At 48.3% G+C, this 18607-nt stretch carries 19 protein-coding genes; 9 read left to right on the forward strand and 10 right to left on the reverse strand.

Going from position 1 to position 18607, the window contains the following annotated elements; genetic code table 11:
* Positions 1 to 32: 32 nt before the first annotated feature.
* The 3 genes from ACKGJP_RS05215 (at position 33) to ACKGJP_RS05225 (ending at position 2885) form a co-directional block, all read left to right on the forward strand.
* Positions 33 to 1055, forward strand: a complete 1023-nt coding sequence (locus tag ACKGJP_RS05215; RefSeq protein ID WP_409344621.1) for an ABC transporter substrate-binding protein — start codon at positions 33 to 35, stop codon at positions 1053 to 1055.
* Positions 1056 to 1079: 24 nt separating this feature from the next.
* On the forward strand, positions 1080 to 1853 hold the full coding sequence (locus tag ACKGJP_RS05220; RefSeq protein ID WP_409344622.1) for an ABC transporter ATP-binding protein: 774 nt from the start codon (positions 1080 to 1082) through the stop codon (positions 1851 to 1853).
* Between the two features lie 177 nt (positions 1854 to 2030).
* On the forward strand, positions 2031 to 2885 hold the full coding sequence (locus ACKGJP_RS05225) for a sulfurtransferase (RefSeq protein WP_409344623.1): 855 nt from the start codon (positions 2031 to 2033) through the stop codon (positions 2883 to 2885).
* A 357-nt stretch (positions 2886 to 3242) separates the two neighbouring features.
* Here the strand turns inward: ACKGJP_RS05225 and ACKGJP_RS05230 are convergent, their stop codons facing one another.
* Positions 3243 to 4040 (reverse strand): hypothetical protein, encoded by a 798-nt coding sequence (locus ACKGJP_RS05230; protein ID WP_409344624.1) that lies wholly within the window; start codon positions 4038 to 4040, stop codon positions 3243 to 3245.
* A 3-nt stretch (positions 4041 to 4043) separates the two neighbouring features.
* Positions 4044 to 5753, reverse strand: coding sequence for a zinc ribbon domain-containing protein (locus tag ACKGJP_RS05235; protein ID WP_409344625.1), 1710 nt, complete (start codon positions 5751 to 5753; stop codon positions 4044 to 4046).
* A gap of 609 nt (positions 5754 to 6362) precedes the next feature.
* Here ACKGJP_RS05235 and ACKGJP_RS05240 point away from each other — a divergent pair.
* The 4 genes from ACKGJP_RS05240 (at position 6363) to ACKGJP_RS05255 (ending at position 9975) form a co-directional block, all read left to right on the forward strand.
* Entirely contained in the window at positions 6363 to 6935 is a 573-nt protein-coding gene (locus ACKGJP_RS05240) for a PadR family transcriptional regulator (RefSeq protein WP_409344626.1), read from the forward strand.
* A complete protein-coding gene (locus tag ACKGJP_RS05245; protein WP_409344627.1) occupies positions 6919 to 7905 on the forward strand; it encodes a BtrH N-terminal domain-containing protein in 987 nt (328 codons plus the stop codon). Before ACKGJP_RS05240 ends, ACKGJP_RS05245 begins: the two co-directional genes overlap by 17 nt.
* 296 nt (positions 7906 to 8201) lie before the next feature.
* Positions 8202 to 8858: a type A chloramphenicol O-acetyltransferase gene (gene catA / locus ACKGJP_RS05250; RefSeq protein ID WP_409344628.1), complete on the forward strand. Its 657-nt coding sequence runs from the start codon at positions 8202 to 8204 to the stop codon at positions 8856 to 8858.
* A gap of 205 nt (positions 8859 to 9063) precedes the next feature.
* The gene (locus ACKGJP_RS05255) at positions 9064 to 9975 is read left to right on the forward strand and encodes an SDR family oxidoreductase (protein ID WP_409344629.1); all 912 of its coding nucleotides are present in this window, start codon (positions 9064 to 9066) and stop codon (positions 9973 to 9975) included.
* 188 nt (positions 9976 to 10163) lie between these two features.
* Here the strand turns inward: ACKGJP_RS05255 and ACKGJP_RS05260 are convergent, their stop codons facing one another.
* From ACKGJP_RS05260 to ACKGJP_RS05275, 4 genes are all read right to left on the reverse strand, one after another.
* The gene (locus ACKGJP_RS05260) at positions 10164 to 11150 is read right to left on the reverse strand and encodes an NAD(P)-dependent alcohol dehydrogenase (protein ID WP_409347083.1); all 987 of its coding nucleotides are present in this window, start codon (positions 11148 to 11150) and stop codon (positions 10164 to 10166) included.
* Positions 11147 to 11836, reverse strand: a complete 690-nt coding sequence (locus ACKGJP_RS05265; protein WP_409344630.1) for a DUF4386 domain-containing protein — start codon at positions 11834 to 11836, stop codon at positions 11147 to 11149. Before ACKGJP_RS05265 ends, ACKGJP_RS05260 begins: the two co-directional genes overlap by 4 nt.
* A 240-nt stretch (positions 11837 to 12076) precedes the next feature.
* Positions 12077 to 12295 carry a helix-turn-helix transcriptional regulator gene (locus tag ACKGJP_RS05270; RefSeq protein WP_409344631.1) on the reverse strand — a complete coding sequence of 73 codons (219 nt, stop codon included), beginning with the start codon at positions 12293 to 12295 and terminating at the stop codon, positions 12077 to 12079.
* Position 12296: 1 nt separating this feature from the next.
* Positions 12297 to 12743 carry a hypothetical protein gene (locus ACKGJP_RS05275; RefSeq protein WP_409344632.1) on the reverse strand — a complete coding sequence of 149 codons (447 nt, stop codon included), beginning with the start codon at positions 12741 to 12743 and terminating at the stop codon, positions 12297 to 12299.
* 211 nt (positions 12744 to 12954) lie between these two features.
* Between ACKGJP_RS05275 and ACKGJP_RS05280 the strand changes: the two genes are divergently transcribed.
* Both ACKGJP_RS05280 and ACKGJP_RS05285 read left to right on the forward strand, forming a co-directional pair.
* On the forward strand, positions 12955 to 13386 hold the full coding sequence (locus ACKGJP_RS05280) for a BlaI/MecI/CopY family transcriptional regulator (RefSeq protein ID WP_409344633.1): 432 nt from the start codon (positions 12955 to 12957) through the stop codon (positions 13384 to 13386).
* On the forward strand, positions 13383 to 14183 hold the full coding sequence (locus ACKGJP_RS05285) for a M56 family metallopeptidase (protein WP_409344634.1): 801 nt from the start codon (positions 13383 to 13385) through the stop codon (positions 14181 to 14183). Before ACKGJP_RS05280 ends, ACKGJP_RS05285 begins: the two co-directional genes overlap by 4 nt.
* A 179-nt stretch (positions 14184 to 14362) precedes the next feature.
* Here ACKGJP_RS05285 and ACKGJP_RS05290 read toward each other — a convergent pair whose 3' ends face one another.
* From ACKGJP_RS05290 to ACKGJP_RS05305, 4 genes are all read right to left on the reverse strand, one after another.
* Positions 14363 to 15109, reverse strand: coding sequence for a bleomycin resistance protein (locus ACKGJP_RS05290; RefSeq protein ID WP_409344635.1), 747 nt, complete (start codon positions 15107 to 15109; stop codon positions 14363 to 14365).
* Between the two features lie 303 nt (positions 15110 to 15412).
* Positions 15413 to 15715 (reverse strand): putative quinol monooxygenase, encoded by a 303-nt coding sequence (locus ACKGJP_RS05295; RefSeq protein WP_409344636.1) that lies wholly within the window; start codon positions 15713 to 15715, stop codon positions 15413 to 15415.
* A 240-nt stretch (positions 15716 to 15955) separates the two neighbouring features.
* The gene (locus tag ACKGJP_RS05300; protein WP_409344637.1) at positions 15956 to 17524 is read right to left on the reverse strand and encodes a methyl-accepting chemotaxis protein; all 1569 of its coding nucleotides are present in this window, start codon (positions 17522 to 17524) and stop codon (positions 15956 to 15958) included.
* Positions 17525 to 17902: 378 nt separating this feature from the next.
* The gene (locus ACKGJP_RS05305) at positions 17903 to 18547 is read right to left on the reverse strand and encodes a TetR/AcrR family transcriptional regulator (RefSeq protein ID WP_409344638.1); all 645 of its coding nucleotides are present in this window, start codon (positions 18545 to 18547) and stop codon (positions 17903 to 17905) included.
* Positions 18548 to 18607 lie beyond the last annotated feature (60 nt).

Raw genomic sequence — 18607 nt, forward strand, 5'->3', positions numbered from 1 at the left:
TCGTCTTGAGGATCGAATAGGGAGAGATAGATATGGCGACACGGTATCGGTCAAAACGGTTTACGATAGGGGCGCTGCTCGCGGGCCTTGTACTGGCGGTCGGCCTGACGGGCTGCGGGAACGGAACGGGCAATGCGGCGGAAACGGCGGCCAAGGGGCAGGCGAGCCCGCAGCCGGACAAAAAGCTGGAGAAGGTGAAATACGCCGCGTTCAACGGGGTGAGCGGCTTGGCCGTTCGCTTCGGCGCGGAGAAAGGTTTTTTTAAGGAGGAAGGCATCGACGTCGAATTCATCAGCACGTCCGACCCGGTTGCCGGGCTGACCAGCAAGGAGATCGATATCGCGGACGTCAATACGACGGCGGCGATCGTGGCGGGAGGCAAAGGGGCGCCGATCAAAATCGTCTCCTCCATGTTCCGCACGAAAGGTCCTTTCTACCTCGTTGCGAAGCCGGGCATCAACAGCATCGCGGAGCTGAAGGGCAAGAAAGTCGGCGCAGCCGCCTTCGGCAGCGGTCTCGACGCGTATACGAAGGTGATTTTGAAGGCCAACGGGCTGGGCGCGAACGACGTTACGTTCATCGCCAACGGCGCGAACGAGGCGGCTTACGCAAGCCTCGAGTCCGGGCAGGTCGACGCGACGATCATCCATGAGCCTTTTGCTTCGCTGGCGGAGAAGAACGGCAAGGGCAAGCTGCTCGCCAAGGGCTGGGATTACCTGCCGACGTTCCATACGGGCGTCCTCGCATCCAACACGACGTTTATCGACAAGCATCCCGAGCTCGTGGAAAAGCTGCTGCGGGCGTACTTCAAATCCCAAGATTACGCGAAAAATCATTTGGACGAATACAAGCAATACTTTCTGAAAAATGTGAAAATCGACGCCGACGTCTTCGACAAAGCGTTCGAACGCGAAAAGGTGCTGTGGGAGAATAATCCGAACGTCGACGTGAATGCGCTGAACGACACGCAAAAGACGCAAAAGGAGCTCGGCTTCCAGGATCAAATTTACGACGTCAACAAACTGCTGGATTTGCGCTTCATACCGAAAAAATAAGGCGTCGCTGGGAGGGAAGACCCGATGGCAGGATTTACGATTAGCGGGTTGTCGAAGGTGTACGACGGCGCGGTTCCGGTCGAGACGCTGTCGGATATTAACCTGACGGTGCAAGACGGCGAGTTTCTCTGCATTTTGGGGCCGAGCGGTTGCGGCAAAAGCACGCTGCTGGAAATCATGGCCGGCTTGCAGAAGCCGACGCGCGGAGAAGTGCTGTTCGGCTCGAAGAGGCTGCAGGGGCCGGACCGGAAGCTCGGCGTCGTCTTTCAGGACCCGTCGTTGTATCCGTGGCGGACGGTGTTCCAGAACGTCGAGCTGGGGCTCGAAATAAGCGGCGCGGGCAAGCAGGAGCGCAGGCAGAAGGCGGAGCGGTATTTGGCTATGGTCGGCCTTCGCGGCTTTGAGCGCAAGTATCCGCATCACCTGTCCGGCGGGATGCGGCAGCGGGCGGGCTTGGCTCGGGCGCTGGCCAACGATCCGGAGGTGCTGCTGATGGACGAACCGTTCGGAGCGGTCGATCATTTGACGCGGCTGCGGCTGCAGGACGACCTGCTGACCATATGGGAAGCGGAGAAGAAGACCGTCGTCTTCATCACGCATGACGTGTCGGAGGCGGTCTTCCTCGGTACCCGTGTCGTACTGCTCTCGCCGAGGCCAGGCCGGATCAACTCGATCTTCAACATCCCGCATAAACGGCCGCGGAAACGGGACGATCTGGAGCTGCTGGCGATCCAGAACAACATTTATGCGGCGATTCACGACATCAAGACGCAGGCGGATTTGGAATTTACGATCTAGCGGCTTGGCGGGAGCTATGTATGGCGAGCAGGCTATAGCTGTTGGCGAAAGCAAGAAGAGCGTGCACCGAGGAGAAGATTTGAGAGGTAGAGAGATGAGAGAAGTCTATGGGGAGATAGGCTTGGGTGCAGCTGTTTGGAAAGAGAGGACGTACTAGTTAGGGAGAGGAGCGGGAGCATGTCCAATATTGTGAAGGCGGAATGGGTTCGAGCGCGACTGGGAAGCGGGGAGATCGTCATCGCCGACGTTCGTTTCACTCCGGGTGACTCGCTGGCGGGGAAAGAAGCTTATCGCAGTGGTCATATACCCGGCGCCGTATTTTTGGATGTAAAAACGGATCTGTCGGGTCCGGCGGGCGAGCACGGGGGACGCAGTCCGCTCCCCGAGCCCTCGCAGCTTGCGGAGAAGCTCGGCAGCCTCGGGTTCGACCGGTCGACGCCGGTCGTCGTCTACGACGGCTACGGAGGACCGGCTGCAGGGCGGCTGTGGTGGCTGCTGAAGTATTTGGGGCACGATGAGGCTTACGTGCTGGACGGCGGATACAGCCACTGGGCGGCTGCCGGGTTGCCGGTAACGAGCGAGGAGGCTGTCGTGGCGCCGCGCGTTTATGAGCCGGCGCTTCGGCCGGAGCTGCTGGCGGATGTGAACGACGTGAAGGCCGCGCTCGGCCGGAAAGACGTGAAGCTGATCGATGCGCGCGACGCAAGGCAGTACCTCGGCCTGGAAGCGCCGCAGGATCCGGTAGCCGGCCGCATCCCGGGAGCGGTCAACGCCTTCTGGAAGGACGCGCTCGGTGCGGACGGGCTGTGGAAGCCTGCGGCGGAGCAGCGGGAGCGATTTGCCGGACTGTCGCCGGACGAGGAGATCATCGTCTATTGCGGCTCAGGCGTGTCCGCTTGCCCGAATGCGCTGGCGCTGAGCGAAGCCGGCTTCGCGAACGTGAAGCTGTATGCGGGGAGCTGGAGCGATTGGATTAGCTTCCCTAATAATCCTATCGCCACGGGCAATGAAGAAGTATCGAAGGAAGCATAGCAGTAGTTCAATTCTAAATACATCGCAAGTGGCAAAGACGCCCTGGCGATGTAAATGCACAAAAGTCAACACGGAGTCAACAATTAATTTGAAGAAATTGTTTATATCGTGATACCAAAGGATTGGCTTCACACTAACTGAAGATTCACAAACAGTGTTTCTCGAATATACATATCCATTGAGTCAACATATTTAAGATTGATTGGGGCAAATCAACGAAGAGTCAACAATGTGGTGTTGAGGATTAAACGAGTTGAACCGTACTCTAAATAAGGGCAAGTTCCAGTACTGTTAACAGCTCATCGATATTATCCGATGAGCTGTTCAAGAGAGACCATACTACAATAAGAGTAAGGACTAGGTTAATTTAGGTACTGAAGTTCTATATACTTTGTTATATTCACAGGGACCATTATCAATCTTAGACCAAAAGATATTAATTAACTGAGTAAATTGACGCTTTTCTTTTATCCACTCACCACGGAAAGGAGAAGGAATCCACTTCTTAAATGTTTCATTAAAAGCATATTGATTAAAGGCTCTTACGAATGAATGGCATATTTTAATTGCGTCTTGTAATGTTACTGAATTGGGTTGTAGTTTTTTACTAACGTAATCTTTTGATAGTCCTAATTCCTTGGCATTATGTGCATTTAGCGTTCCACCACTATGGATGGCACAATGTCTTAGATGGCAGACTGAATTGAAGTTTAGTAATGCTACATTGATTGAGGATGTATCGTTAAAAGTCATACCAAGGAGTTCGCGTGTTTTACTCTTAGTTTCTGCATGTGAAGCAAATGATCCTGTGTCAAATAGGGCTTCTGCCAGTCTGCTAAAATCATAGTAATCCAGTGCTCCAAATCTTATTTGTTTAGATGAAGCATTACTTCTTGCGTAAGGACATTTATCCAGTAGTTCACAAAAGATCGACCTTAAGTAACCTTCTACTGCAGATACAAGGCCTAAAATAATTAATTGACTGAGCACCGGATTATCATCGAGTAGATTAGGGTCGGTTAACTTTATAATTTCTGTTGTTACTTTATAATATTCGTCAATAGGACTCTCTGAGTAAATGGTTTGAGAGACGAAAAAGTCTGTAATGGTCAAGCTAATAGTTTCCTCAGGCTTATTAACTATCGGAGTTGGCATATATTATCCACCTACAAATTCATCAGCAATAGATCGTATTTTGTTTGCCCAGTAACCCTTTATTCCCTTAACCTTTTTAATTTCAACTCCATTTTCATCCATAATAATATCTTTAATCGTTTTAATTTTAGAGCCAGATTTTATACTTTTAATTTTTTTAGAGCTTAAAGGCAGTATGGAAATATCCCGTTCAATAATCTCGAAGAAAATAGAGGCACTCCTTAGTTCGGTACCACAGTAAGTACAGAATCTGGCATCTTCTAGGATTCTAGGTTTACCACATGAATGACAAGGTGGGAGCACGAATTTACATTTTTCTTTTAAATCCTTACCGAAAAAAGAGTTAGGATTAATTTTTTTGAACTGTCTTATCTTGACTCTTCGCAAACATTCACTAATATAAGCTAAAGTTTTACCATGTCCCTCAAAGAGTGCATTATATTGAATTATTTTTCCCATATGAACTAAATATCTGGTAAATACCCCTTTAGTCCCTTTGCTGATATCTTTTTTTTCGGTAAGTAGACCTGCATACTCGAGGATATTAATCACTCTTGTTATTTCATTAGGTATGGGATTTGATAGACCAAAATAAACAGCTTTTTTATCAATATCTTTTTCCTTATTAAAGATCTTTATATTGCTAAGTACTTGTTGCAACAATTCAGTTCCTGAATCAATAAACATTGTATATCTAGGTAATCGAGTTTTTAATGAGGTGTGAAACTTATCTACTGCATCCATCCACTCATCGATCGCATCAAAATAATCCTGTTTAGAAATCTTTCTATCGTCATCTTCACCTAATAAATATTCCGACATTACAATTAATCCACGTGGAATACCATTACATGCATAGTAAAGTGTTGTTAAACCTTCTCTATTAGCTGAAAGTAATGAGAAGTGTTCTTCTCCTAACCGTTTATATAAGAGGTCGTCACAAAATTTAATATAATCATCGGACTCGGGTGAATATCCCGACTCTAAGAAGAGAGCATCATGACCAATATTGAAATAAGGGCTATAGGATGTTAGCCCTGGATAAACAGCTGCTTTCCCAGATATGTTTGTGGTTTTTAAAATTCTGAAGATATCGAAAAACTCTTTTTGTAAGTTTGCAGAAAAAGCGTGTGCAGCATCATCAAGAAGCAAGATAGAACGACGTCTTCCAGTGCGGTCTACTAGTACAGTAATAAATTCGAGCACTTTACCTACACTGATATCTATACTACTCAGGGCAGATAAATAATTAATATCTGAAATTGTACCGCCTTCCAACTGATAAGATAATACTTTTAGTTCTTCAAAGTTTACGGTAAATAAAGAAAACACCAATTGATTGAAGCTCTCTTTTTCGTAAGCACCACAATCTTGAAGGGATTGGGCAGACTCAACAATTATCTTAGACAGTACCCATTTGATAAAAAGAATATTGCCATTTGAAGTCTTATGTAGTAAAGGTTCTAAATGTAAATACTTTTCGAAGTTAACGTAAATTGGTAAAACCTCTCTAGAATCTCCGAAACATGAATAATACGCATACCTCATCAACATGCTTTTCCCCGATCCCCGAGGACCAATTAGTAGCTTTGTAGAATTACCCAGTAATTTTCTTACAGTTTGCATGTCATTACTGGTAAGAGAAATCCACTCTTTTAACTCATCAGAAGAAAGTTTTTCGGCTCTTTCTTGGAAAGTGTTCTCACTTGACAACGTTCTCACCCCACACGAATCTAATATGTTAATATTATCATTTATTATTATAACCAGAAAGAATTAAAAACTTGCTGTTATGGATAGTGCGGTGAACCGTATCACAAGTAGGGTTTAGAGGTTTTGTAGGATGATGGAGGAAGGTGCGGCTTCAAAAAACACATTAAATGGGGCTTTGGGGCTCGCCTCGAGGTACACTCAACAGCCTTCTGGAACCAATTCTACAGTTGGAGCGATTGGATTTCCTACGCGGACAATCCAGTAGCGACAGGAGAAGAGCAAAAGCCGAGAGACCGCGTCAGACGCGGGTTTGGGGGCTGTGACAGGTTGCCGGAGGGTAGGCTGTTGCAGTCCTCTTTGGGCTTTTCTGTCAACAGCTTGCAAACAAGAAGCCGGAGAAAACAGTTGCAGCAGGCCCAGAGCCAGCCACGGTTCAACAATTGAGACAGGTTACTGTTGAAAAGCTCGTCCAGTATATCCATCCACAAACGTGCGGGGTGTCTTTGGCTTGGGAGCAAGAGTCCGACCGTCATGCTAGGGTAGCTCTTCTTGATTTTATATTTCACTAGTGTTATATTACACATATGAAATATAAAAAGGAGATAAACAATGAATCGTCTTTCCAACGTGGAATTTATGTTGCTGCAAATTATTGCGGAATCCAAACAAGCGTCGGGGTATCAAATCAATAAGTTGATAGAGCTTAGAGGCTACAGGGAATGGGCGAATATAGGTACGACTTCTATTTACGCCGGATTGCAGAAACTGAAAGACAAACGACTGATCCGATCCGAAGATTCCGTCCATAAGTCTGGCAAAGGACCTGTGCCGTCTACGTATGTCATGATGGAAGCGGGGATAGAAACATTAAGGAATGAAATCATCGTAAGCCTAACTTCTGCGCGGGAACGGGATAACCGTTTCGATCTCGGACTCGCGGCTCTCCCTTTTATAGGGGAAGATGAAGCCGTGGAAGCTTTGCGGAAACGGCAGAACTTTCTTGAGGAGACATTGAGGAACATAGGTCAGAAATATGAATCGCAAGGCGGCTATCGATTGCCATTGCACGTTAGGGCTCTTTTCCTTCACCCGATGAGTCTCATCGAGACTGAAAAGACATTTGTCGCAAATCTGATCAGTGAACTAACAGGGCAACTGGAGGGACATGCCCATGTTGATTGAAGGTTTTGCTCTTTTTCAGGGAGAACACTGCGAGACGACAGCGATGGGTAATCTCCTTAAACATAAAGGTGTTCGATTATCGGAGCCGATGTTATTCGGTATTGGGCAAGGTTTGGGATTCATTTATTGGGATTCGAAGGGAATGGACTTTCCTTTTATTGGGGGTAGAGTAAAGCCTGATGAACTGTCTGCTTGCATAGCATCCCGGCTCAATTTGAATATCAGGGTGCAAGAAACCTCGTCTGTTACAAAAGCATGGCAGAACGTGCAAAGCTGCATAGACCGTGGAATTCCTGTGGGACTTAAATTAGATTCGTATTATTTAGATTACTTTACGAACAAAATACACTTTGCAGCCCACTATGCGGTGATATATGGCATGGATGACGAATATGCCTATATGGCAGACACAAGCCAACAAGGCGGACTCGTGACAACGCGATTGTCGAATTTGACTATGGCAAGAAACGCAAAGGGGCCCATGAGCTCCAGGAATCGCTCCTTTACGATCGAGCAAACGGATACCCTTCCGCCGCTTGCACCCGCCATACGATCATCCCTTATCAACAATGCTCATGACTATTTGAATCCGCCTATCCGCAATATGGGCAATAAAGGAATCAAAAAAATGAGCGGTGAAATCCTGAATTGGTCTTCTAGAAGCAAGGATTTAGAGAAAGATCTGTGTTTGACCGCTTTATTGATGGAAAGGGCGGGGACCGGCGGCGCCTTATTTCGAAACCTGTATAGAGATTTTCTAAAAGAATGCGTGGATTTGTTCGGTGATTCTAAATTAGAGCAGGCATACTTTCTGTTTACGGAAATCGCGCCGATGTGGAACGGTGTTTCGGCATCGATTGATAATGCGGGAAGAACCGGAAATCAACAGGAGCTAAGACTTGCATCCGAGCTTCTAGTCGACATTGCGGAGAAAGAACGATTAGCGATGGAGTTTTTATTGACAATTTAACTTTATAATTGGCAAGGTTGCCGGTTGGTGACCTGTTGCAGCCCTTTTTGGCATTCTCGTTCAACAGCCTGCAAACATAGGAAACAAAACAATCAGGACGTTAGCCAATAATGGAGGAAGGTATGATAAAATGGCAAGAACAAGACGAAATAATCGAGAGTCAATTCAATTTTCTGCAGTTGGAAATTTACGAAGGAAACAGCGGACAGTACAAAAATAGACGAGGAATGTGAATGAGGATATGGTTAAAGCAGTGGATGGTCCCTCCTAAAATAATAATTTTAGGAGGGTAAAAAATGATATTCAATCCGATTGATATGGAAAGTTGGACCAGAAAACCTTATTTTGAACACTATTTGAACCATGTCAGATGTACCTACAGCATGACAGCCGATATTGACATCACCCTGTTGCGGGCAGAACTTAAGTGCATGGGGATTAAGTTATATCCGGCCTTGATCTATATGATTACGACGGTGGTTAATCGCTACCGCGAATTCCGAACTTGCTTGGATTCAGAGGGACGATTGGGCGTTTGGGATCGTATGTCTCCCAGCTTCACAATATTTCATGAGGATAAGACTTTCTCAAGTATTTGGACTCCGTTCAGCGAGGAGTTTCATACGTTTTACGATCATTACCTTCATGCGACAGAAACGTACAAGAATGCGAAGCAGTTATTCCCGGACACGAACGAACCGGCGAACACGTTCCCAATTTCCAGCATCCCTTGGGTTAGCTTTACTGGATTTAACCTGAATGTCTACACCGGGGGAACCTATTTACTGCCCATTTTTACTATGGGCAAATACCATTGGCAGGACAAAAAGATACTGCTGCCTTTATCGGTACAATTCCATCATGCAGTTTGCGACGGTTACCATGCCGGTGTGTTATTTAATGAACTTCAAGAATTGGCGGTGGGTTGTAAGAGTTGGCTGGCAGGTAAATGATCGTATGGGGGTTGTGACAGCTTGCCGTGAGGGGAGCTGTTGCAGCCCTCTTTGGGTTGTCCTAAGAGAAAGGTGCGGCAAGGTATTTGCGCTAAGGGGCAGCAAAGTTGAAAAATGATCGTTGCAAGGTTTTAATATGACATCCCTTGTCATACTAGGGCTTTATAATAGAGAAACAGTCAATGAAAGGAGTTGTAACAAGAACATGAAACGATTGGATGGAAAAGTAGCTTTGGTAGCAGGTGCAACACGCGGCGCTGGCCGAGGAATAGCTGTTGAGTTAGGAGCGGCGGGAGCGACCGTTTATGTGACTGGACGCACGACAAGAACACAAACCTCCGAGTACAATCGTCCTGAAACAATTGAAGAAACCGCTGAGCTTGTAAGCCGTGCGGGGGGCAGAGGGATAGCGGTTCAAGTGGATCATCTTGATCCCAATCAGGTGCAAGCTCTAATTGCACGTATTGAGAGCGAACAGGGGCGACTGGACGTGCTTGTCAACGATATTTGGGGAGCGGAGCATCTGATACAATGGAACGTGCCGGTATGGGAGCATTCGCTGGAAGGCGGGCTTCGCATGCTGCGGCTTGCGATTGACACACATGTCATTACGAGCCATTTCGCGCTGCCCCTGCTGATCCAGAACGGGAACGGGCTTGTAGTGGAGATGACGGACGGCACGGCCGCGTACAACAATCGGAACTACCGGTTGTCGTTGTTCTACGATTTGGCGAAAATGTCCGTTATTCGCATGGCCCAATCGCTGGCCCGCGAGCTTCAGCCGCATCAATGTACGGCCGTAGCCGTTACACCGGGCTGGATGCGTTCCGAGATTATGCTCGAACACTTCGGCGTTCGGGAAGACAATTGGCGCGATGCTCTCGAGAAGGAGCCGCATTTTATCATCTCGGAAACGCCTCGATTCGTAGGGCGCGCGATTGCCGCACTGGCAGGCGACCCGGAGGTTGCCCGCTGGAACGGCCAATCCGTATCGAGCGGCGAACTCGCACCAGTATATGGTTTTTATGATCTTGATGGCTCACAGCCGGATGCCTGGCGGTATATCGTAGAAGTACAGGAAGCAGGTAAACCGGCGAACGCTTCCGGGTACCGCTAATATTCCATTACGATGGCTTGCAAACAACCGTTCAACAATCTGCAAACCATAGAGCAAGAGACATCCGCCCCTTTGGGGTGTTACGCTCCAAGCTCACTACATTCTCCAATGAAACCGTCCATGCCTCCCGGATGCTTTCGATCCCGGAGGCATCCATCTTGATAAACGGAGCATATGCTATGACTAGATTAGATTTTGATAGGATGATTCAAAGTGATGACGACATTTCCTTTCTTGTGGCCTTGATCGACATACCGGTGCGCCTCGACCATTTGCTCCAGCGGATAGCTGCGGTCGATAACCGGTTTCAACCGGCCCGACTCAGTAAGTTCTTTGAGAAAAACCAGTTCTTCTTTGCGTGGGACTGCTGTCCCGCCGATGACTTTCTTGTCTGTTGTCATCGAATACCAGAGCCCTTTAAACTCTGATCCCGCCATGCCCGTATGCAAATAATATCCTTTGTTCTTCAGCGACCTTTTACATTGGGGGAGCGTAGTCTTGCCTGCCGCGTCAAAAATAATATCGTAGGTCTCGCCGTTTTTCGTAAAATCCTCTTGCGTGTAGTCAATGACCCTGTCAGCCCCCAGTGACTTTACCAAATCTACATTGAGGCTACTGCATACCCCGGTCACTTCCGCTCCAAAGTGCTTGGCAAGCTGTACCGCAAAAGTGCCCACACTACCCGAGGCGCCATGGATGAGAACCTTGTTTCCGGGCCGGATGTTGCCTTTTTTGAGGAAATACAGAGCGGTATTTGCTCCAATAGAAAGAGTAGCGGCTTCCTCGTAGGTCAAATTATCCGGTTTTGTTACCACGGCTCCATCCTCGGGCAAACATTTATACTCGGCATGGGCACCGAATTTCGCCTTGAAGGTCGATGCAAAAACCGGGTCACCTGCCTTGAACCGCTTAACGTCTTTGCCGACTGCTTCAACTTCGCCGGCCAGTTCCATTCCGAATATCGGATTTCTCGGTCTTATGAACCCTAAAGCGATTCGCCCGGGGAGCCAGAACATGGGGGGAACCGTAAAGCTCCGCATTCTACAGTCGCCGACGTTTACGGTAGTCGCAAGCACTTTTATCAATATTTCATTGTCTTTGGGCGCAGGTTTTTCGACCTCTTTGAGCTGAAGAACATCGGGCCGCCCGTATTTTGTCGCTGCAATTGCTTTTATAAGTACTCCTCCTTCGATAAACGGAATCCTTTCACGATAAGCCATACCGCTAGAACCATTTCATATGTGGCTACCGGAATCGCCAAAACGGCTCCCCATGCTGAACGTTGAAGGATGATGCCGAACATTTCCAACAAGGCTGCACTAAAAATGAGCGCTGCTCCGGTAAGACCCATAAGCGATATAAATCGGGGAACGAGTTTTGATTTGTAGAGTAAATAACTGCACATCATCGTATTTATGCCCAGCATGAAATTAGGCCCAAGCATAAAGGTCCAGTCATGAACGGCTTTTAATAATGTACCTGAAGCATGATAAGAGGCTGCGTTCGGATCCGCTGCTTTTACAAAATCCTGACTTAAGGTCAACAGGGATAATACGCTGACTACGCCGACAGTAATGATAACGGCCTCTAGAAATCTGAAACAAACATACCCGAGAGCTATACTTTCATTGTGCCTTCTTAATAACGGAAACAACAGAATCGAAGTGCCGATAGCGGAACAAACCAGAATTAGCTCCATAAGCGCTCCCAGTATCACTTGGTTAGCGTTCTCGGCACCTTTCATAAGGTAGTCGGGACCATTAAGAATCGGATCGTATAAAAGAAGACCTATGATTGACGTAACTGTCGCAAGTATAAACAGGACACCCACCATGATTGCGGTTTTTCTGTAGGTATTCATTCGGTTGTCTCCTTCTATATAATGCGTGTTTAAAAGGGCTGCTTTTCAGAACCGAGAAGGTTGGATGAATCCGAGAAACGAGGACACGGAGCGTAGGCAAAACCTACGTGAGTACCTACAAGCTTTCCGGAGGAAAGCTGCCTCGGAAGCATATGCTTTACCGGATGAATGCAAGATTCGATGTCGAATATCCCACAGTTCTGCTTCGTTATCAAAAGGGGGCTTTTTAAACATCCTCTATTACGATTGATCCCCATAAAAGAATACCTCCTCCAAAGGCAAGTCGAAGGCGAGTGCAATGCGAAAAGCCAGCTCCAGAGACGGGGAGTAGTTTCCCTTCTCTAGGGCCACGATGGTTTGTCTGGTTACGCCCACCTTGTCAGCCAGTTGCTGCTGGGTCATTTCATCGTGGTTGAATCGTAATTTTCGGATGTGATTGCCGACAAGATTGTTGCCCATATTAGACTCCTCTCCGATAGTGATAAAGTTTCGTAACGGAGCCGGTCACCTCGGAAAGGAAACCGGAGCCGATCAGGATCATGAACATCACCTGTAACGGCTGCTCGATGACCAGCGATCCCATGGCGAGAAGAAAGCCGACGACAAACGCGTAAAAAGAATTTCGGGTCGCCTTCAAGTCGATGAGCTTATCCAGTTCATCCGCAAATGTCGGTTCCTTTTCTCTGGTCGTTATTCGAAAGACGATGTTAAAAATAATGCTGATCAAGATATGCGCGACGATTGAAATCAAAATCAAGATGAGGACGAAGGAACCCCAATAGCGAAAGGTTTCCGTCGAAGCCAGACCCCCATCGGGGTACCGCGGGTACATGTACAAGCAATAAGATCCGAAAATGAGGATGGCGCTGATCAACGATACGATGCTCTTCTTTTCTTGATAGGTCATGGTTGTGCCTCCTGTACGTTATTCTTTACTTCAAGTTAAGTGTTATGTACATAATGTAATAAAAATCATTCATAAAGTAAAGTTTACTTTACATTGATTTGCAGTGTAGAAGCCCCTGACCCAGCCGCATTATAACCACGAAGCCTAAGATTGACATTTTCAAAGCCCATATACTACACTATGTAGTATCAGCGTGTGAGGATGTGACGGTTTGAAGATTAAAAGACTGAATGTGAGCGAAGAGGGGCTGAATCGCTTTTTTGGGCCGCTCGAAGCCAAGATTATGGACATTCTCTGGACTTCCGACGGTTTGAGCATCAAGGAAGTGCAGTCGGTCCTGAATCAGGAAAATCCGATTTCGGTTAACGCGGTGATGACGGTGATGAATCGGCTGCTGGACAAAGGTCATCTTAAGAAAAGGCAGACCGGAGTCGGCAGAAACCAAGCAGCGCAGTTCAGCACCGTGCAGTCAAAGGAACAGTTTCTCTCGGAACAGACGAAGGCGGTATCACAGGGACTTATACAGGAATTTGGAAGTTTGGTCGTGAGCCACATGATCGATGCGCTTGACGATGTCGATCAGGAGACAATCGCGAAGCTGGAACGCAAATTAAGCGAAATTAAAAGAGGAAAAAAAGAATGAACCTTCCAGTTAAGTTGAAATGGTGCATGACACTGATGGCCGTCTTCCTTGCTGTATTTTGCGTGCGGATGGGGATGTTCGTCGCTCATCAAACGGGAGACGGCAGGCTGCAGGACGTCACCTTATCATACGTCGTAATCGACCTAGTGATCGGGTACACGCTTATAAGGGCGATCTGGCGAATCCTTGCGCAAACGTATTTATCGCGGAAATGGCTAAAGCTGTTTCGCGCCGCCAAGCACGACAAACTAACGAAACGTCTTACCTATAAGTACCGCAGCTTAAAAACGGAAATCATCGTCGTGAGGGACGAGGCGCTCGTCGCGCTGGCGATCGGGATGCGGAGACCGAAAATTGTTGTCTCGACCGCAGTTCTCGATACATTCAGCAGTGAAGAAGTGAAGGCGATTTTGCTGCACGAATGGCATCATTGCCTCAATCGCGATAATGCGAAAATGTTTCTAACGACTCTGCTGGCGGAAGCTTTCGGGTATTGGCCGATTATGAAGCCGATATTTCGCTACTACCGAACGTGGACAGAACTGCTCGCCGACCGCTTTGCGATCCGTCAGATGGGGACGGAGCTGCCTTTGGCCAGCGTACTTTTGAAGCTGTCGAAACTGGGGAACATGCAGCAACATGCGGCATCCGTTCATTTTGCAGCCGCGGCGATGCATTATCGAATCATGCAGGTTCTAGAGCCGGACAAAACCGTAAAGGTAAAGCTGGCCTTGCTTAGACCCTTGCTTGCATCCATTTCGCTGCTGCTGCTCTTTATGCTGAGCGGGGATTCGTAATTTTTTTTAAGTAATTATACTACACATTGTAGTATGGGGAAAGGACTGCTAGTAGCGATAGGGACTTTGGGAGGGAAACGTCGAGAGCGGGATCAACTGCAAATAGTAGCGAAAACCGACGTACGCCGGATGGTTCGGTGCGGCAAGCCGTACTTTTTGCAGATGTTCCCCCGAACCTGTTAGGAAGATTGGCTGTGCCCAAAAGTCGCTTTAAGTTCATCTAATCTTTCGGTTGCCTCCGTCACTTCTTCAAGCTCTTGATCGGATAGCAATAAATGATCCGCTTCTTTCATAAAAGTTCTCGCAAGATTTATCTCGTCCATTGAGCATGCGATATCGGCTCGCAATACATAAGCCTTGTAGCGGAGCGTTACCGATGCTTCTTCGCGCTTCGAAAAAACAAGATCCAGTACTTTGGCTGCGTCTGCGGGTTCGTCTTTGGCATACGCCAATCGGTACGCAGTATCGAACGCATTTGTAAACCTTGACGAGTGCGCCACAGCGTATTGGCCGTGTCGGGTTGACTCGGAAGAGCCGTGCTTCTGACCAATCAACAAGCGATTTCCGGCAGGATCGATGAGATTGAATCTTCGGTCTTCTGTAAGATTATTCAGTTTGGTTATTCTCGGAAACCCTTTGGAGGGAACCTTTTGATAAGCCTTTTTTGCATTTTCGCAAAATTCTTTGTACACGGCATCCACATCAGGAACGTTTACATAGCACATGCTGTAAGAGTTGGAAGGATCCAATGATTTGAGTACAAAAAAATGCAATTCCACAATACGGTGACGGACGCAAGCGTATAAGTTTGGTTTGGCTTGCCTGTAAGTCACTTCAAAGCCTAATGCTTGGTAGAAATCCAACTGTTCGTCTATGGACCTGCAAGGAAAAATAGGAATTGCTAAGCCGATCCGATTTGTTGTCAAGTTTCCAACCTCCGCGCCCTAGGTAATTACGTTCCGTAACCATTTTTTCATTAGTGAATCAGCTTACCCCCTTATCGTACAACATTAGTGCAAATGCTAGTGTTTTAGTGATTTTATCCTTGTATTCCGTTAAAAACCCGTCATGTGATGAATGGATGGAGGAGTCGCTGAAGGATCATTCGCTTTCTCCGGTTGAACGCATCAAGCGCTACTTGGAGATGGTTACGGGAAAGCTGGAATCCCGCGACTGGACTCAAGATGTAGGAACCCAAGCGACCGGACATGAGGCTCAAAGACGTCCGGTTACAGTCCTTTACCGCCAACAGGCCTAAACTTGGCAGCTTCGACTCCTGCTATTAGCGGCATTGCGCGTTGAATCGATGCTTTTGTTTCTTCGTGAGCGAGGGAGGTCTCATGCGCTTCCGAATTGCTCCATACCTCCGTTACCCATAGGGTATCAGGCTCGGTATCGGAAATACTGACCAAGTATAACTCGCAATCCTTCATGGACTGCATGGAAGCTATTCCGTCTAACAGGATGTCCGCCAGAGTGTCCCGCTGACCGGATTTAGCCGTAAATTTAACATTCATTCCGAATCTGCCCATTATGATCACCTCTACATGTATTGGCTGCTGACAGCATTGCAGCTGAATGCAGACAACTATTATTATAGGAACCATTGAACGCCTCGTATTGTAAAAACGCGACAGTTTTACTACAGAGAGATCATGGAGAGTTATAAGGAACAGCAAAAAGCCGTCTTTCCGTACTCCGGTTAGACGACTTTCACGGTATATTCGAACGTTAGACGGCCTTGTTCCAACGCCAAGTTATGATGGATGGGGCTACACCCGGAACGCTCCGACATACGTTTGAAGCTTCTCCGCCATATGTGCGAGGGACTGCGCGGACGCCGCCGTTTCCTGGGTTGCCGCCGCCGTTTGCTGGCTGGTTGCGGCGATGGCTTCGACGGAACCGAGCACATCCGACGACTGTGCCGTCTGCTCTTCCGTAGCCGCAGCGATTTCCGTTATTTTATAGGACGTGTCCTTCACGATGGACAAAATCTGATCGAAAGCCTTGCCGCTCTGCTGCGAAGAGACGACACCGTTTTCTACCGCAGCGACGCTAAGCTTCGTATTATTCTGCATGCCTTCGATAATTCCGGTAATCTGCTTCGTCGCAGCGGCGCTCCGCTCGGCAAGCTTGCGCACTTCGTCGGCTACTACGGCAAAGCCGCGTCCTTGTTCGCCGGCCCGCGCCGCTTCGATCGCGGCGTTCAGCGCAAGGAGATTGGTTTGAGCGGCAATTTCGTCAATTACCTCGATGATATCGCCGATTTGCTCGGAATTGTGCGCGAGCAGCGTCATTTGTGCATTCAGCGCCGTCATACCTTCAATCGAAGCGAATATGACGGAGCCGCCATCCTGCGCGATCTTCGTTGCTTGCTCCGACAAGACTGCCGCTTGCTCGGCATTGCGCGCCACCGTGTCCATTCCTGCGGTCAGCTCGCGGAACAGCTCGTTGATCGTAATCGTCGCATGCGATTGGTTTTGCGTACCGCTGGCCATTTCCTCGGTTGTCGCGGAGATCTGCATTGCGGCAGCGGATACGCTTTGCGCAGAACTCATAATATCCCGGACGAATTGCTGGTAATTGCCGAGCATCCGGTTGAACGAACCGGACAATTCGCCGATTTCGTCTTTGCTCGTCACCGGCAGCCTCGCCGTCAAATCGCCTTCGTTCTCCGCAAGCTGGCCGAGCTTGTCTACGACAAGGCGGAGCGGCTTGATTTTGCGGAACAGCAGCGCGACGAACAGGATCATGGAGACGGAAACGACAATGACGATGACAATGACCGCGTACAGAACCGTATCGAATCTTTTCTCGGCGGCAGCGGTATCGCCCTCCGCACGGCTGTTCATCATCGTCTGGAACTGATCGATCGGGGACATAATCCGCTTGACCGCCTCATTGTATTCCTTGCCGAACATCAGCTCGCGCGCGGCTTCGAACTTTTTGCCTTCCACCGCTTTCATCGCCGCTTCTTCCGTCGATACGAGCGTGTCCGAATTTTGCTTCGCCCGCTCGATCAGGTCGAGCTCCTGCTTCGGAGCACCGAGTTCCGTCAGGCGGGAGACGACGCGGTCCCTGGTTTTCGTCTCGTTGACTTCGCGCCAGTAGTTGTCGTAGTGGACTTTGTCGCCGAATTGAACGTATGCCCGGGCCTCGTCTGTCAGCAATTTGGAGCTGTTTACCAAGTCGAAGCCGAGCTGCTTAAATTCCGCTTGTCTCGTTTTCGCTTCGTGCACGTCTCTGAAGTTCGATTGCAGCAGCAAAACGCCTCCTACAAGCAGCACTGACAATACGACAAACGCAACTCCCGTCCATTTCAGCAAAACGGATATTTTCATATGAACCGTCTCCCCCGTACCGTTTATGAAAGCATGACGGCACTTCCCATTGCCGAGTATCGCCGCGACGGTAAATGCCATCAATATTACCGATTTAAGAGTATGTGCCGATCCGTTTTCGAGAACAAGGCGGTCGTGATAACACTTTTTATTGTGAACGAAATGACGACGAATTCCTATCACCTTGCATTCCTTTTACCCTCCTTTAGGCCTAGGAATATATTCCTATTCGATATTCGTATCCGTAATCTTCGATTGCAACGTATGCACATCAAAACAGCCGGCCTGCACGCATGATAGCGCTGCAGGCCGGCTGTAGAACCGCATAAGGTGAACCGTCAAACGTCAATCGGCAAACATGACAGGAAAAAGCGCCTGTTACCCGCCATCCTCCCCGTACTGCTCTCCGCGTGCGCGGATCCCTTCTATAAACAAGCGGCAAACGCCCGTTTGATATCGCTCTCGGGTGTAACCGAGCGTATCGCGGTGGTACAGGTATTGCTCGGGAGAAAGCGCTGCCAACAAAAAGCCGGTCGTAAGCGTGACATCACAATCGCGGGTTTCCCCCTGTTCCGCGGCCCGTTCGAGATAGGCGCCGACAAGGCCCTGCAGCCTCAACGTAATGGGGCGCTTATGCGGCAGGAAGTTTTTTTTGCCTGCATACATGCAGTTGATTGTGGTGAGCAGCTCCGCATTGCGGTCGATATAATCGACGAGTCGGATGATGACGTCGCTGAGCCGGTCGAGGGGGGAAGAGGAAGGAGCTGCGCAACTCTGCTGCGCCTCCAGTTCATCGAGAAATTGTTCCACGCTTGTCCGCAGAATATCGGAATAAATCTCGCCGGGATGGCCGTAACGCCGGTATAACGTTCCTTGCCCGATGCCGGCTTCCTGAGCAATCTGGTACATATTGACCGAATCGATGCCGTTGCGCTCGAGCAAACAACTGGCAGCCGAAAGAATGCGGCGGCGAAATTCCACATCGCGTTTTTCTTTCTTTTCGGTTTCTTTAAAGGGTTCCATGCCAATTCTCCTTTCGGAAAAAAAATCCAAATGTTCAATTGACTTCGCGGACAATTGTCC

This window comes from Paenibacillus litoralis (assembly GCF_046244365.1).
GTDB lineage: Bacteria > Bacillota > Bacilli > Paenibacillales > NBRC-103111 > Paenibacillus_V.